Here is a 14,918-nt window from a genome sequence, read left to right on the forward strand (position 1 = left end):
GTTTTTTTGGCTTTTTCCGCCTTGATGCCAACAGCCCCCCCCCGGGGGTAAGGGCCCGGGGGGCCCCGGGCCCCGACCCCCCGGGCCCCCCCGCCCCGGGTGGGGGGGGCGGGGGCCGCCGGTGCGTGGTCCGCGGCAGGGCTCAGGACCCGCTGTGCTCGCCGGGCTGCTGCCCGCTGGTCTCGTCGGCCTGCTCGGCCTCCTCGGCGAACCCCGTGTCGTTTCCGTAGCCGGGCTCGGTGGGGGACTCGGCCGCCTCGGCGCTGCCGGGCTCCTGGCTGGGCTGGGTGCTCATGGTGCTCCTCTTCGGGTTCTCGGGTTCTCGGGTCCTCGGGTCCCGGGGACGCTCAGGGGCGGAAGACCGCCCGCAGGCAGCCGTCCTGCTTGTGCTTGAACATCTCGTAGCCGCGCACGGCGTCCTCCAGCGGCATCTCGTGCGTGGCCAGGAAACCCGTGTCCAGCTCACCGTCGGCGATGTGCTGCAGCAGGCGCGGCACGTACCGCTGCCCGTGCTGCTGCGCCGAGCGGATCGTCAGGCCCTTGTTCAGGACGAGCCCCGTGGGGAACTTGTCCGTGAGGCCGTAGACGCCCAGGACGGAGAGCACCCCGCCCTTGCGGCAGGCCAGGATCGCCTCCCGCAGCGGGGTGGCCCGGTCGGTCTCCATCCGCAGGGCCTGCTTGGCGCGGTCGTAGACCTCCTGCACGCCGGTGCCGTGCCCCTCCATCCCGACGGCCTCGACCACGGCGTCCGGGCCGCGCCCGCCGGTGCTCTCGCGCAGCGCCTCCTGGACGCTGTCGCTGTCGGAGTAGTCGATCGTCTCCGCGCCCAGGTGCGTGCGCGCCAGCTCCAGCCGCTCGGGCAGCCGGTCCACGACGATCACCCGCTCGGCACCCATGAGCTTCGCGCCGGCGGCGGCCATGAGCCCGACGGCCCCGGCGCCGAACACCGCGACGGTGTCCCCGGGTGTGATGTCGCAGAAGTCCGCCCCCATGAAGCCGGTGGGGGCGGCGTCGGAGGCGAACAGCGCCTGCACGTCGGAGACGCCCTCGGGCACCGTGAAGCAGTTCACGTCGCCGAACGGCACCCGGATGAACTCCGCGTGCGAGCCGGCGTACCCGCCGAAGGGGTGGGTGTACCCGTAGATGCCCCCGCTGGGGTAGCCCAGGACCGGCTGCTGCAGCGGAGCGTTCGGGTTCGTGGTGTCGCACAGCGACCACATGTCGCGGCGGCAGTAGAAGCACTCGCCGCAGCCGATGAACGAGGGCACCACGACGCGGTCGCCCACGCGCACCCGCCGCACCTCCGGGCCCACGGCGACGACCTCGCCCATGAACTCGTGGCCGAACACGTCGCCGGCGCGCATGCCCGGCAGGTAACCGTCGATGAAGTGCAGGTCCGAACCGCACGTGACGGTCAGGGTCACGTCGAGCAGGACGTCGTGCGGGTTGAGGACCTCCGGCTCGCGGACGTCCTGCACGGCCAGGTCGTTCACGCCGTTCCACACCAGCGCGCGCATCAGCGTTCCTCCTCACGGGCGGCGGGCTGGGGACCCAGGGTGGGGATCTCCCCCGTCAACAGCAGGGCCCGCAACCGGTACAGCAGGGTGAACGGCACGGCGCCGACGCCCGCGCTGAGCTCCGGGGCGACCTCGCAGGTCACCTCGGTGCCGAGGTCGCGCGGGGCCGTGCGGGTGCTCACCCGCAGCAGGGGCGCGCCGCCGGGCCGCTCACCCGTGCGGCCGCTCTCGGTGTCGTCCTCGGCGTCCTCGACGGCTGCACCGGTGCCGACGGGACCGCCGTCGTCACCGGGACCGTCGTCACCGGCGCGGCGGAACTCCAGCGCGCCCCCACCGCCGGCGAGCCGCGCCGCCACACCCGTGCCCGCGCCCGCGCCGACCGTCAGCGAGAACGTCCAGCGGCCGGCGCCGTCGACCTCTGCGCGACCGAGGTCGCCCAGCAGCCGGGAGACCACGTGCGGGTCGCGCCAGGCGTCCAGCACCTCCTCAGCGGGGCGGGCGATCGTCAGTGTCTGCCGGGCCGGCTCGGCCCCGGGCCGCGAACCCGGCAGGACCTTCGCGGCGGCGCCCACGGCCGAGGCGACGACCTCACGTGCCTTCTGCGTCACGTCCACGGTCGGCCACGCTACGGCGCCCTCCCCCGGGCGGCACCTCGGCGGAGGGGGCCGGCGGAGGGGCCGGCGGGAGGGCGGGGCGGGTGGGCCGGGCCGTCAGCGCAGGGAGTCCAGGTGGGCGTCCAGGACGCGCTCGGCCCAGGCGGTGTCCTCACCGACGGGCCGGCGCAGCAGGTGCAGGGCGAGGCCGTCGACGAGGGCGTGCAGGCGGGACGCCTCCAGGTCGGGCTCCAGCCCGGCGCGCACCTCCCCCACCTCACCGAGGGCGGCCAGGACGAGGCGGCAGCCGGTGGCGAGCTCGGCGTGGGCCGCGTCGTAGCCCGGGCGCAGGTCGGCGTCGGTGAGCGCCAGGGTGCCGATGAGCAGGAACACCTCCATCTCGAGGCGGCGCTCGGCGTCCAGCGGCAGGAGCTGGCGCAGCACGGCCCGGGCGCCCTCGCGCGGGGCCAGGCCCGCCGCGGTCGCGGCGGTGCGGTCGCGGACACGCCGGCCGGCGAGTTCCAGGCAGTAGGCCAGCAGGGCGTTCTGGGTGGGGAACGCGCGCCGCAGGGACGCGGTGGCCAGCCCGGCCTCGGCGGCCACGGCGCGCACGGACACGGCGCGCACGCCGTCGCGCACGGCCACGCGCCAGGCGGCCTCGGCGATCTGCACCTCGCGGGCGGCGTGGTCGATGAGCTTCGGCACTCCCGGATCGTACACACCCGTGCTAACTTGCTTGCTAGCACGATCGTGTCAACAAAAAGCTCCGGAGGTTCCCGTGCTCGCCCTCATCGCCGCCTGCGAGGTGGGTTTCTGGGTCGCCGTCCTCGCCGGCCTCACCGCCCGCTACCTGCTGCGCGCCCCGCGCGCCGGCCTGGCCCTGCTGGCCGTGGCGCCCGTGCTCGACCTCGTCCTGCTCGCCGCCACCGCGGTGCACCTGCGCGGCGGCGCCGTCGCCACCTGGCACCACGGGCTGGCCGCCGCCTACGTCGGCGTCTCCCTCGCCTACGGGCACCGGCTCGTGCACTGGGCCGACGTGCGCTTCGCGCACCGCTTCGCCGGCGGCCCCGCCCCCGTGAGAGCCACCGGGTGGGCGTACGCGCGGGCCTGCTGGGCCGACGCCGCCCGCACCGCGCTCGCGGCGGCGGTCGCCGCCGGGATCGTCCTCGGCCTGGTCGCCCTCGTCGGGGCCCCCGAGCGCACCCGGGCCCTGCTCGACGTGCTCCCGGTGCTGGGGGTGGTCTGCGCCGTCGACCTGCTGTGGGCGGTCAGCTACACCGTCTGGCCGAAGCGCGAGCGCGCCGGCGCGCCGGACCGCGGGAGCCCCGCCGCCCTAGGGTGATCCGCGTGGAGGACCCCGCCCAGCGCCGCGTCGACTACGGAGAGCGCTCGTTCGACGCGACCGACCTGGCCGCCCACCCCCTGGCGCAGTTCCAGGACTGGTACTCCGCGGCCGTGGAGGCCGGCGAGGCCGAGCCCAACGCCATGACCCTGTCGACGGCCGGGCCCGAGGGGGTGTCCTCCCGCACGGTGCTGCTCAAGGGCGTCGACGCCCGGGGGTTCGTCTTCTACACCAACCAGCGCTCGCGCAAGGCGCTGGCGATCGCGCACGACCCGCGCGTGGCGCTGCTGCTCGCCTGGCACGGCACCCACCGGCAGGTCGCCGTGCGGGGCACCGCCGAGACCGTGCCCCGCGCCGAGACCGAGGCGTACTTCGCCTCCCGCCCCTACGGCTCGCGCATCGGCGCCTGGGCCAGCGAGCAGTCCCGCCCGATCGCCTCGGCCGGCGAGCTGCACGAGCGCGAGGCCGAGCTGCGGCGGCGCTTCCCCGACACCGGCTCCCCCGCCGACGTGCCCGCCCCGCCGCACTGGGGCGGGTACCTCGTGCGGGCGCTGGAGGTGGAGTTCTGGCAGGGGCGCACCTCCCGCCTGCACGACCGCCTCGTCCTGCTCAGCCGCGACGGCTCGCCCGCCGCCCTGGACGACGCGGCGGCCTGGCGCGTCGAGCGCCGCCAGCCCTGACCCCGCCCCACTGACCCAGCCCCCCGACCCGGCGGGTCCCCCGACCGGGCGCTGGCGCCCCGTGCCGGACAGGACGCCGTGGGCGCCTTGCGGTCATAGTGGGTGCCGGGGCCCGGGGCCCGGGTGAGCGGAGGGGGACGGGTGCTGCAGGACGACGACGTGCGCCGCGCCGTCGCCGCGCCCGAGCGCCTGGCGGCGTTGGCGCACGTGGAGCAGCGGCTGCCGGCGCTCGCGGACGACTTCGACCGCCTCGCCCGGCTGGCGGCCGCGGCCACCGGTGCGGCGACGGGGCACGTGACGCTGGTGGCCCCCGGCAGGCTGCGGCTCGCCGGCAGCAGCGGTGACCCGGCCCCGCAGGTCGAGCTCCCCGAGGAGGTCGAGCTGCCCGAGGAGTTCGTGCCGTGCGCGCACGTCGTCGCCGGCGGGCAGGCCCTCGTGGTGGCCGACTGCACCACCGACCCCCGCTTCGCGGGCAACCCGCTGGCCCGGCGCGGCGGCCCCGTCTCCTACGCCGGGGCGCCCCTGCGCTCCCCCACCGGCGCCGTCGTCGGCGCCGTCTGCGTCACGGGCGTCCCGGTCGGCGCCGCCCCCGCGCGCACCGCGGAGGTGCTCGCCGACGTCGCCGAGCAGGGCAGCGCACTGCTGACCCAGCGCCAGCGCGACCTGGAGCAGCGCGCCCAGCACGAGGTCCTGGAGGCCACCGCCTCCGGCCGGCCCCTGCGGCAGGTCCTCGACCTCCTGGCCCGGCGCGTGGAGGAGCTGCTGGCCCCCCACGTGATGTGCTCGGTCCTGCTGCTCGACGACGACGGGGTCACGCTGCGGGACGGCGCGGGCCCGAGCCTGCCGGCGGCGTACCGGGCCGCCATCGACGGCCTGCGGGCCGGCGAGGGGGTCGGCTCCTGCGGCACCGCGGTGCACCGCCGCGAGGTGGTCGCCGTCACCGACACCACCACCGACCCCCTGTGGGCCTCGTACCGCGAGCTGGCCGCCGCCCACGGCCTGGCCGCGTGCACGTCCCTGCCCGTGCTGGACGCGGACGGGACCGTGCTGGGCACCTTCGCGCTGTACCAGCGCACCCCCGGGGACCTGCGCCTCCCCGAGGACGCCACCATCGCGGCCTTCCGGCACCTGACCCGCGTGGCGATCGAGCGCGACCGCGCCCGGCGCGAGCTGACCCGCCTGGCCACCCGCGACCCCGTCACCGGCCTGCTCAACCGGACCGCCTTCCTCACCGCGGCGGCCGGGGCGCTGCTGCGCCCGCCGCGACCGGGCCGCACCCACGTCGCCCTGCTGTGCGACGTGGACCGCTTCAAAGCGGTCAACGACTCCCTCGGGCACGCCGCGGGCGACGCCTACCTGCGCGGCGCCGCGCAGGCGCTGCGGGCGGTCCTGCGCCCCGGCGACCTGGCGTGCCGCTTCGCCGGCGACGCCTTCACCCTCCTGCTCCCCGACCGGGACCCCGCGCAGCTGCCGGCGGTGGCCGAGGAGGTGGGCGCCTGCTTCGCCGCGCCCGTCGCCCTGCCCGGGAACCTGATCCGCCTGTCCGCCAGCACCGGGGCCACCAGCACCGCCCTCAGCGGCGCCGTCCTGGACGTCCTGCTGCGCGACGCCGACATGGCGATGCACGCCGCCAAGCAGGACGGGCGGGCGCGGGCGCGCACCTTCGAGCCGGCCATGCAGGAGCGGGCCGCCGCCCACCTGGAGCTCACCCTGGCCCTGGGCGAGGCCATGCGCACCGACCAGCTGCACCTGCACTACCAGCCGGAGGTGGACCTGCTCACCGGCCGCACCGTGGGCCTGGAGGCGCTGGCGCGCTGGACCCGCCCGGGCACGGGCCCGGTGCCGCCCGCGCGCTTCATCCCCGCCGCCGAGGCCGGCGGCCTCGTCGTGGAGCTGGGCCGCCTGGCGCTCACCCGGGCCTGCCGGCAGCTCGCCGCCTGGCGCGCGCTGCACCCCGCCGCCCGGCACGTCACCGCGTGGGTCAACGTCTCCGCCCACCAGCTCGCCGAGCGGGGGTTCGTCGACCTCGTCACCGGGACCCTGGCCGCCCAGGGCCTGCCCGGCACCGCCCTCGGCCTGGAGATCACCGAGAGCTCGGTCGTCCGGGACCTCGCGACCGCCCGCCACACCCTGCAGCGGCTGCGCGACGCCGGGGTGCGCATCGCCCTGGACGACTTCGGCACCGGCTACTCCAGCCTGTCGCTCCTGCAGACGCTGCCCGTGGACGTGGTGAAGGTCGACCGCTCGTTCGTGAGCCGCCTCGTCCCGGCCCGCGGGGGCACCGCCGGCAGCGCCCGCGACGACGCCCGCGGGGGCGCCCGCGTCCTCGCCGCCATCGTCTCCATGGCGCACGCCCTGGGGCTGACGGTCGTCGCCGAGGGCGTGGAGCACCCGCACCAGCGCGACGCGCTGCGCACCATGGGCTGCGACGTCGCCCAGGGGTACCTGTTCGGCCGCCCCGCACCGCCGCAGGACCTGGACCCCGCCGGCTGGGCGCACGGCACGCCGGCGGTGGACGCCCGGCGCTGATCCCCGGCGAGCGCCGCGGCCCGCGCCGCGGTAGGCAGGGGGTGTGCACCGACCGGACGTGAGGCTCGGGTCGTCCCGGAAGGGGCCGACGTCGCCGCTGCGCGCCATCGCCCGCCGTCTCGGCATCGCGCTGGTGCTCGTGCTCGTCGCCTGGGGCATGGTCGTGATCGAGCGCGGCGACTACTCCGACAGCCTCGACGGCGAGGTCTCCCTCCTCGACGCGCTCTACTACACCACCGTCACCCTCACCACGACCGGCTACGGGGACATCGTCCCGGTCACGGAACGGGCGCGGCTGCTGAACACCGTCGTGGTGACGCCCATGCGGATCCTCTTCGTCATCGTCCTGGTCGGCACCACCATCCAGGCGCTCACCGAGCGCTCCCGCACCGAGATCCGCCTCGCCCGCTGGAGGGCCCGCATGCGTGAGCACGTCGTCGTCCTCGGCTACGGCACCAAGGGCCGCAGCGCCGTGCGGCAGCTGCGGCTGCACGGCCACCCGGCCAGCCGGGTGGTGATCGTCGACAGCGACCCGCGCGCCACCGCGGACGCTGCAGAGGAGGGGTACGTCTCGATCACCGGCGACGCGACCCGCTCGGCGACCTTCCGGGCCGCGCTCATCGACCGCGCCGCCCGGGTCGTGGTGGCCCTGGACCGCGACGACACCGCGATCCTGGCCACCCTGGCGGTGCGCCGCCTGAACCCCGAGGTCGCCGTGATCGCCGCGGCCCGCGAGGGCGAGCACGCCGAGCTGCTGCGCGAGAGCGGGGCGAGCTCCGTGGTGGTCTCCTCGGAGACGGCCGGGCGGCTGCTGGGCCTGGCCACCGACAGCCCCGCCGCGGTGGACGTCGTCGAGGACCTCGTCTCCTTCGGCACCGGGCTGGACCTGGCCGAGCGGCGGGTGACGGCCGCCGAGGTGGGCCGCTCGCCGGAGTCCGTCGACGTGCCGGTGCTGGCCGTCGTGCGGGACGGGCACCCGCACCGCTACGGCGACCCGGAGGTGGGGGAACTGCGCGCCGGTGACCGGCTGCTCTACGTCGTCTCCGGGTAGGGCGCCGCGGTCCCCGGGTGGGGCGCGGGTCAGCGCAGGGCGCGCACCCCGGCGAGGAACTCCGTGAGCAGCGCCGGCTGCACGTGCACGGTGATGCGCGCGAGCACGCCGTCCACGTCCCACGCCACGGCCACGTCGGGCACGTGCACGCCGAACAGCATGAGGTCCAGGGCGACGACCTCGGAGAGGAAGTCACCGGGTTCGATGTCGAGCGCTTCGCGGCGGCGGCCCTCGTCGAGGGACGCCCACCACTGCTCGAGGGCTGCGGTCTGGTTCACGTGGTGCTCATCGCGGCGGCGGTGCGCGGTGAAACGGGGTGTCCCCCGACCGGCCCAACCGCGCGGGCGGACCGGTCGGGCCGGCGCGGCGGCACCGGGGCGTCCCGGGTGCGCACCGGCGCCGCCTCCGGTCGGATCGGGCGGGTGCCTGGAGACCAGCGGGACGCCACCACCACCGCGACGGCGCGGCGCGAGGTGCTGGAGGCGGACTACCGCGCGGCCCACGACGAGCTGCTGCGGGCGCTGGACGGCGATCGGTGCGGCGCGCTGCTGAGCCGGCTCGAGGAGCTGGTCGACGCACCGCTGGAGGGCCCGCCGTGGTCGCCCCTGGCGAGGGAGCGGGCCAGGGACGTCCTGCCGGGGCTGGTGCGGGCCACCGACCGCGAGCTGCGCGAGCGCGTGGAGGCCGCCCACGCCGCCGACGCCGACCCGTCGGTGCCCGCCGCCGCGGCCGACGAGCTGTTCCACGGCGCCCGCGAGCGCGCCGAGGAGGCCCGCTGCGCCGGGGAGTCGCTGGCGCCGCTGTGGGGCGAGGAGGCGAAGGCGTAGGCGAAGGCGGTGGAGGGCCTGCAGGAGGTGCTGGGCGAGCACCAGGACTCCGTCGTCGTGCGCGAGGTCCTGCACCGCCTCGACGGCCGGGACCCGGGGGCCCTGGCCTTCACCTGCGGACGGCTGTTCGCCGCCGAGGTCGGGCGCGCCGCCGCCGGCCGCGAGGCCGTCGGCGCCGCCCGGGAGGCGGCCTCCGCGACGGAGCTGCGGCGCTGGCTGCACCGGGGCCAGGGGGTGCGGGCGGCCTGCCGGGGCGCTAGGCAGGGGGTGTGGACGCCAAGGACCTCCTGCTCGACGGCTTCGGCCGCATCCCGCCCGCCGTGCACGCCGTCCTCGACGGTTGCGACGACGAGGCCCTGACGGCCCGGCTGGACCCGGGCGCGAACACGGTCGCGTGGCTCGTGTGGCACCTGGCGCGCGGGCAGGACGCCCAGGTCGCCGAGGTCGCCGGCCACGAGCAGGTCTGGACGGCGGACGGGTGGTCGCAGCGCTTCGGCCTGCCCTTCGGCGACGACGAGATCGGCTACGGCTTCGACGCCGAGCAGGTGGGACTGGTCCGGGCCAGCGCCGAGCTGCTGCGCGGGTACGCCGACGCGGTGTGCGAGCGCACCGAGCGGTACCTGCGAACCCTCACCGACGCCGACCTGGACCGCGTCGTGGACGACTCCCACGACCCGCCGGTGACGCTGGGGGTGCGGCTGGTGAGCGTGCTGGACGACGACCTGGAGCACGCGGGGCAGGCCGCGTTCGTGACCGGGGTGCTCGGCCGGCGCTGAGCCCGGCGGGCGGGCGGGTGACCGGCGTGCCGGACCGCGGGCGGGCGGGCCTAGGCTTCCGGGGTCCCCGCACCAGGCACGCGCGTCAGGAGATCCCGCCGAGTGAGCCAGCCCACCGAGCACCCCGCCGGGCACGGGACGAGCGCCGCCGAGGAGCGCGCCGCCGAGGAGGTCGCGCACGAGGACGCCCACGTCGGGCGGCTGTACGCGCGCCTGGACGAGCTGCGCGAGCAGACCGCCGCCCAGCTGGCCGGGGTGCGCCGCACCCTGGCCACCGGCACCCACCAGAGCCGCTTCGAGCGCGACGCGTTCGCCACCCTGTACGAGGACCGCCTCTCGCAGCTGTGGTCGGTGGAGAACCGGCTGTGCTTCGGCCGCCTCGACCTGCGCGAGGGGACGGAGGACCCGCGGCGCTACGTGGGCCGCCTGGGCCTGGCCGACGAGCACGGCGAGCAGCTGCTGGTGGACTGGCGGGCGCCCGCGGCGCAGGACTTCTACCAGGCCACCGCCGCCGCGCCGCGCGACGTGGTGCGCCGCCGGCACCTGCTGACCAAGGGCCGGCACGTCACGGCGGTCGACGACGAGGTGCTGGTGGCCGCCGACGGCGAGCGCACCACCGGTGACGCGGCCCTGCTGGCCGCCGTCAGCGCCCCGCGCACCGGGCGCATGGGCGACATCGTCGCCACCATCCAGGCCGAGCAGGACCGCGTGATCCGCGCCTCCGAGCGCGGCGTCCTCGTCGTGCAGGGCGGCCCGGGCACCGGCAAGACGGCCGTGGCGCTGCACCGCACCGCCTACCTGCTCTACACGCACCGCGACCGGCTGGCCCGCAGCGGCGTGCTGCTGCTGGGGCCCAGCCCGGTGTTCCTGCGCTACGTGGAGCAGGTGCTGCCGGCGCTGGGCGAGACGGGCGTGGTGACGATGACTCTGGGCGAGCTGTTCCCCGGCGTGGTGGCGCGGGGGCACGACTCCCCGCGCGCGGCGCGGGTGAAGGGCTCGCCGGTCATGGTGGACGTGCTCGCCGCGGCCGTCGCGGCGCGCCAGCGGGTGCCGGAGCGGGCGATCCGCTTCGACCTGGACGGCACGCCGGTGGTGCTGCGCCCGGAGGCCGTGGTCTCCGCCCGCACCCGCGCCCGCCGCAGCCGCAAGCCGCACAACGCCGCCCGCGTGACCTTCGTGCGCGAGGTGCTGAACGGGCTCGTGCAGCAGCTGGCGCGCGGGCGCGGCGTGGACCTGGGCGAGGAGCGCGACGACCTGCTCACCGAGCTGCGCGAGTCGGTCGACGTGCGCCGCGAGGTGAACCTGTGCTGGATGCCCCTGACGCCGCAGAAGGTGCTGGCGGGGCTGTACCGGGACCCCGAGCAGCTGCGGCGGGCGGCGCCGCAGCTGTCGCGGGCGGACCGCGAGGCGCTGCACCGCGCACAGCCGGAGGCGTGGAGCGAGGCGGACGTGCCGCTGCTGGACGAGCTGGCCGAGCTGCTGGGGCCGCTGGAGGAGAACCGCGCCGCCGAGGCGCGCGACGCCGAGCGCGAGGAGCAGCTGGCGCACGCCCGCAAGGTGCTGGAGGACTTCGAGGCCTCGGGGGTGGGCGACACGCTGGTGACCCCCGAGCTGCTGGCCGACCGCTTCACCGCGGGCGGGCCGTCGGGCACGGTGGCCGAGCGCGCCGCCGTGGACCGCACGTGGGCGTACGGCCACGTCGTGGTCGACGAGGCGCAGGAGCTGTCGGCGATGGCGTGGCGGCTGGTGGAGCGGCGCTGCCCGGCGCGCTCGATGACCCTGGTGGGCGACGTCGCGCAGACGTCGAACCCGGCCGGGGCGCACAGCTGGGCCGAGGCGCTGAAGCCGGTCGTGGACGACCGCTGGCGGCTGGAGGAGCTGACCGTCAACTACCGCACCCCCGCCCGGATCGCACGGGTCGCGGCGGACGTGCTGCTCGCCGCGGGCATCGACGCGAAGCCGCCGACGCCGGTGCGCGAGGGCGAGGTGGACCCGGCGGCGGTGCGCCTGGCCGGCCCGGACGACGCCGCGGGCGTCGTGGCGGCCGTGCGGGCGGCGGCGGGTGAGCTCGACGAGGGCCGGGTGGCGGTCCTGACCGCCGGCGAGGACGGGCCGCTGGGCTCGGACGCGCTGCGTGCGGCGGTCTCGCGGGCCCTGCCACCGGGGTCGGTGGCCTCCTCCCCCGACGACCTGGACGCGCGGGTGAGCGTGCTGGACGTGCAGCGCGCCAAGGGCCTGGAGTTCGACGTCGTGGTGGTCGTGGAGCCGGCGGCGGTGCTGCGCCGCCCGCGCGGCGCCAACGACCTGTACGTGGCGCTGACCCGCGCCACGCAGCGGCTGCTGGTGCTGCACGCCGAGGACCTGCCCGCGTCGATGGCCTCGGTGGCGCCGGCCGCCGGGAGCTGACGCGAGCGCGGCCGACCGCTCAGCCGGTGGTGCCCCAGCGGGCCCGCAGCGACTCCGAGAAGGCGCGGAAACCCGCGACCATCGCGCTGCCCTCCGGTTCGCCGGAGTGCAGCCACTGCAGCTGCAGACCGTCCAGGACGGCGACGGTCGCGGCCGTCAGCGCGTCCACGTCCGCCTCGGGCGAGACCTCCCCGGCGTCCACCCCGGCGCGCAGGGCCGCGGCGATCCACGAGCTGATCCCGGCGTAGTGCTCGCGCGCCCACCGGTGCGCGGGGTGCGAGGGGTCCACGGCCTCCGCGGAGATCGTCACGAACAGCTCCACCCACTCGCGGTCGTGGGCGTTGGCGGCCACGAGGCGCTCCAACCCCTCGAACGCCGTCCACCCGACAGGCTCCCCCCGCCCGACGACGACCGGGGTGGTGCGGGCGTCGCGGTGCGCGAGGGCCGCGGTCAGCAGGGCCGCCTTGGTCGGGAAGTGGTGCAGCAGGCCGGACTGGCTCAGCCCGGCCCGCTGGGCCACCAGGGCGATGGAGGTCCCGCGGTAGCCGCGGGCCCCGAAGAGCTCCAGAGCGACGTCCAGGACGCGCTCGCGGGCGGCGGCGGAGGCCGTGGGGGCGGTGCTCACGGCAGCAGTCTGCACCGCCACCGGGCTCACCGGACCTTGCGGACGAACATGATCGCCACGGCGCCCAGGACGGTGACGACACCCGCGACCCACAGCATCAGGCCGTAGTTCTCGCTCGTGGCGCTGCCGACGGCGAGCAGGGCGGCGGTCGCGGCCGGCGCCAGGCTCTGCGGCAGGGCGTTGGCCATGTTGAGCACGCCGAGGTCCTTGCCGGCCTCCTCGGGCGAGGGCAGCACGTCGATGACCAGGGCGGTGTCGACGGCCAGGTACACGCCGTAGGCCAGGCCCATGACGACCTCGGCGAGGTAGAAGCCGCCGACGGTCTCCACGTGGGCGAGCATCACCAGGCCCACGGCGAACAGCACGGTCGACAGGGCCACGAACACCTTGCGCCGCCCGAGGCGGTCGGAGGCCCACCCCGCGAGGCGGGCGGCCACGACGAGCGCGACGGTGTAGACGGCGACGCCGATCAGCGCGACGAGGGTGGCGCCGCCGGCGTCCAGCGCGAAGGAGTGCTGCAGGTAGAGGACGCGCACGGTGGTGAACATGAAGGAGCCGAAGATGATGAAGAAGCGCGACCACCAGGCGAGCGCGAAGTCGGGGTTCTCGCGCGGGCTCGTGTAGAAGGTGCGGGCGAAGGCCTTCAGGTCGAACGGCTCACGGGGTTGGGGGTGCGGGACGTCCTCCAGGCGGGCGACGAACACGAGCACCGTGACCAGGCCGATCGCGGCCGGCACCAGGAACAGCGGCCACGTGCTGAAGGTGAACTCCACGGCGACGACGAACGCCAGCAGGACGCTGGCGTTCTGCGCGATGCCCACCCACGAGGAGACGGTGCCGCGCCGGTCCTCGGGCACCTGGTCGGCGACGGCGGCGATGAGGCAGGCGAGCACCGCGTTGGCGGAGACCTGCGCGACGAACCAGGCGATGCCCAGCTGCAGGACGCTGGGGGCGCCGGCCACCCAGACCAGGGCCGCGGTGAAGACGAGGACGCCGCCGAGGATCCAGGGGCGGCGGCGGCCGAAGCGGCTGCGGGTGCGGTCGCTGAGCATCCCGAACAGCGGGTTGGCGATGAACGCGCCGAGGGCTCCCCACGGCAGGACCGCACCGATGACGGACGCCGGGTTGACCGGGTCCAGCTGGGACGCCTTGAGCTGCATGGTCACCATGACGGGCGCCAGCAGGGCCAGGAACAGCCCGAACTGGGCCAGGGTCAGCGTCACCACGAACGTGCGCGACGCCTTCGGCCCGTCGCCGGGCGGGATCGGCACCCCGGCGGGGACCGGGGTGCGGGGTGCGTTCGACAGGGCCACAGCGCCTCCTCGAGCTCACGGGCGACGGCTGCGTCACCCGGCCGACCGAGTGCTCGGTCGGTGAGCAGAAGGTAGAGGTCGTTCCTGTGGGGACGCCCTCGCGCGGGCCGGTCGTGACCGATCTCACAGCACCCCTCCCGCTCTGTCGGTCCTGCGTGCTTGTGTGTGCCGCGTGACGATCCCCGCCCCCGCCACCCCGGACCGCGCGGTCGAGCACGCCGTCGACCGCCCCGACGAACCCACCACCGCTCCCGGCACCGACCCGACCGCCGACCTCGAGCCACGGCTCGCCGAGCACCGCCGCGAGCTCACCGGCTACTGCTACCGGATGCTCGGCTCCGCCTTCGACGCCGAGGACGCCGTGCAGGAGACGATGCTGCGCGCGTGGAAGTCCCTGGACGGCTTCCAGGGCCGCTCCTCGCTGCGCTCGTGGCTGTACCGCATCGCCACCAACGTGTGCCTGACGGCCATCGAGACCCGCGGCCGCCGGGCCCGCCCCATGGACCTGTCCGCCGCGGCGTGGGAGCCGGTGCAGGCCTCCCTCGCGGCCCGGCAGCCGGAGGACACCTGGCTGGAGCCGATGGTCGACACCCGGGTGCTGCCCGAGCAGGGCGACCCCGCCGACGTGGCCGTGGCGCGCGAGTCCATCCGCCTGGCGTTCGTCGCCGCCCTGCAGCACCTGCCGCCGCGCCAGCGCGCCGTGCTGATCCTGCGCGACGTGCTGCGCTGGCGGGCGGAGGAGGTCGCCGGGCTGCTCGAGACGTCCACCGCGTCGGTGAACAGCGCCCTGCAGCGCGCTCGCGCCACCCTGGCGACCCGCCCCGACGTCGACCTCGACGCGGCCACCGGTGCCCGCGGCACCGACCTGGACGCCGAGCACCGCGACCTGCTGGAGCGGTACGTGCGCGCCTTCGAGTCCTACGACATGGACGCCTTCGTGGCGCTGCTGGCCGAGGACGTCACGCAGAACATGCCGCCGTTCGAGATGTGGCTGGCCGGGCCGCAGGACGTCGTGGCGTGGATGGTGGGGCCCGGCCACGGCTGCCGCGGCTCACGGCTTCGGCGCGTCGACCTCAACGGCTCCCCGGCGTTCGCGCAGTACAAGCCCGGCCCGGACGGCTCCTCCGTGCCGTTCGCCTTCCAGTCGCTGGAGCTGCGCGCAGGTCGCATCCACCGCATCACCTCGTTCCTGGACACCCGCCTGTTCGAGCACTTCGGGGTCCCGCTGGAGGCGCCGGCGCACTGAGGCGGCCCCGGGT

The 14,918-nt window shown here is 76.4% G+C and carries 16 protein-coding genes; 9 read left to right on the plus strand and 7 right to left on the minus strand.

Annotated features, from left to right (window positions below):
• Positions 1–142: 142 nt before the first annotated feature.
• From ACRYR8_RS03705 to ACRYR8_RS03720, 4 genes are all read right to left on the minus strand, one after another.
• Positions 143–295: a hypothetical protein gene (locus tag ACRYR8_RS03705; RefSeq protein WP_432482727.1), complete on the minus strand. Its 153-nt coding sequence runs from the start codon at positions 293–295 to the stop codon at positions 143–145.
• Between the two features lie 52 nt (positions 296–347).
• Positions 348–1,517 (minus strand): zinc-dependent alcohol dehydrogenase, encoded by a 1,170-nt coding sequence (locus ACRYR8_RS03710; protein ID WP_432482728.1) that lies wholly within the window; start codon positions 1,515–1,517, stop codon positions 348–350.
• The gene (locus ACRYR8_RS03715; RefSeq protein WP_432482729.1) at positions 1,517–2,131 is read right to left on the minus strand and encodes a hypothetical protein; all 615 of its coding nucleotides are present in this window, start codon (positions 2,129–2,131) and stop codon (positions 1,517–1,519) included. The genes ACRYR8_RS03710 and ACRYR8_RS03715 overlap by 1 nt, the downstream gene beginning before the upstream one ends.
• Before the next feature lie 96 nt (positions 2,132–2,227).
• Positions 2,228–2,815 carry a TetR/AcrR family transcriptional regulator gene (locus ACRYR8_RS03720; protein WP_432482730.1) on the minus strand — a complete coding sequence of 196 codons (588 nt, stop codon included), beginning with the start codon at positions 2,813–2,815 and terminating at the stop codon, positions 2,228–2,230.
• 73 nt (positions 2,816–2,888) lie between these two features.
• Here ACRYR8_RS03720 and ACRYR8_RS03725 point away from each other — a divergent pair, with 73 nt between their 5' ends.
• From ACRYR8_RS03725 to ACRYR8_RS03740, 4 genes are all read left to right on the plus strand, one after another.
• Entirely contained in the window at positions 2,889–3,452 is a 564-nt protein-coding gene (locus tag ACRYR8_RS03725) for a hypothetical protein (protein ID WP_432482731.1), read from the plus strand.
• Between the two features lie 5 nt (positions 3,453–3,457).
• Positions 3,458–4,132: a pyridoxamine 5'-phosphate oxidase gene (gene pdxH / locus ACRYR8_RS03730; protein WP_432482732.1), complete on the plus strand. Its 675-nt coding sequence runs from the start codon at positions 3,458–3,460 to the stop codon at positions 4,130–4,132.
• A gap of 141 nt (positions 4,133–4,273) precedes the next feature.
• Positions 4,274–6,661: a putative bifunctional diguanylate cyclase/phosphodiesterase gene (locus tag ACRYR8_RS03735; protein ID WP_432482733.1), complete on the plus strand. Its 2,388-nt coding sequence runs from the start codon at positions 4,274–4,276 to the stop codon at positions 6,659–6,661.
• Positions 6,662–6,719: 58 nt separating this feature from the next.
• Entirely contained in the window at positions 6,720–7,712 is a 993-nt protein-coding gene (locus ACRYR8_RS03740; protein WP_432482734.1) for a potassium channel family protein, read from the plus strand.
• A 29-nt stretch (positions 7,713–7,741) separates the two neighbouring features.
• On the opposite strand, the gene ACRYR8_RS03745 is transcribed toward ACRYR8_RS03740, so the two are convergent.
• The gene (locus tag ACRYR8_RS03745) at positions 7,742–7,990 is read right to left on the minus strand and encodes a hypothetical protein (RefSeq protein ID WP_432482735.1); all 249 of its coding nucleotides are present in this window, start codon (positions 7,988–7,990) and stop codon (positions 7,742–7,744) included.
• Positions 7,991–8,134: 144 nt separating this feature from the next.
• Between ACRYR8_RS03745 and ACRYR8_RS03750 the strand changes: the two genes are divergently transcribed.
• The 4 genes from ACRYR8_RS03750 to ACRYR8_RS03765 all read left to right on the plus strand — a co-directional run bounded on the left by ACRYR8_RS03750 (position 8,135) and on the right by ACRYR8_RS03765 (position 11,721).
• On the plus strand, positions 8,135–8,539 hold the full coding sequence (locus ACRYR8_RS03750) for a CHAD domain-containing protein (protein ID WP_432482736.1): 405 nt from the start codon (positions 8,135–8,137) through the stop codon (positions 8,537–8,539).
• A gap of 9 nt (positions 8,540–8,548) precedes the next feature.
• Positions 8,549–8,899, plus strand: a complete 351-nt coding sequence (locus ACRYR8_RS03755; protein WP_432482737.1) for a hypothetical protein — start codon at positions 8,549–8,551, stop codon at positions 8,897–8,899.
• Complete coding sequence (locus ACRYR8_RS03760; RefSeq protein WP_432482738.1) at positions 8,809–9,315, plus strand: mycothiol transferase; 507 nt, start codon at positions 8,809–8,811, stop codon at positions 9,313–9,315. Before ACRYR8_RS03755 ends, ACRYR8_RS03760 begins: the two co-directional genes overlap by 91 nt.
• Positions 9,316–9,417: 102 nt before the next feature.
• A complete protein-coding gene (locus ACRYR8_RS03765) occupies positions 9,418–11,721 on the plus strand; it encodes a HelD family protein (RefSeq protein ID WP_432482739.1) in 2,304 nt (767 codons plus the stop codon).
• Between the two features lie 19 nt (positions 11,722–11,740).
• Here ACRYR8_RS03765 and ACRYR8_RS03770 read toward each other — a convergent pair whose 3' ends face one another.
• Both ACRYR8_RS03770 and ACRYR8_RS03775 read right to left on the minus strand, forming a co-directional pair.
• Positions 11,741–12,346, minus strand: a complete 606-nt coding sequence (locus tag ACRYR8_RS03770) for a TetR/AcrR family transcriptional regulator (RefSeq protein WP_432482740.1) — start codon at positions 12,344–12,346, stop codon at positions 11,741–11,743.
• 26 nt (positions 12,347–12,372) lie between these two features.
• Positions 12,373–13,659: an MFS transporter gene (locus ACRYR8_RS03775; RefSeq protein WP_432482741.1), complete on the minus strand. Its 1,287-nt coding sequence runs from the start codon at positions 13,657–13,659 to the stop codon at positions 12,373–12,375.
• Positions 13,660–13,831: 172 nt separating this feature from the next.
• Here ACRYR8_RS03775 and ACRYR8_RS03780 point away from each other — a divergent pair, with 172 nt between their 5' ends.
• Entirely contained in the window at positions 13,832–14,905 is a 1,074-nt protein-coding gene (locus tag ACRYR8_RS03780) for a sigma-70 family RNA polymerase sigma factor (protein WP_432482742.1), read from the plus strand.
• Positions 14,906–14,918: the final 13 nt, after the last annotated feature.

It is taken from the genome of Kineococcus esterisolvens (genome assembly GCF_050871405.1).
Taxonomy (GTDB): Bacteria; Actinomycetota; Actinomycetes; order Actinomycetales; family Kineococcaceae; genus Kineococcus.

What these genes read in the sequence shown, in the direction of transcription:
- ACRYR8_RS03710 (WP_432482728.1), bottom strand. Translation starts at nt 1,517, where the DNA reads ATGCGCGCGCTGGTGTGGAACGGCGTGAACGACCTGGCCGTGCAGGAC.
- ACRYR8_RS03705 (WP_432482727.1), bottom strand. Translation starts at nt 295, where the DNA reads ATGAGCACCCAGCCCAGCCAGGAGCCCGGCAGCGCCGAGGCGGCCGAG.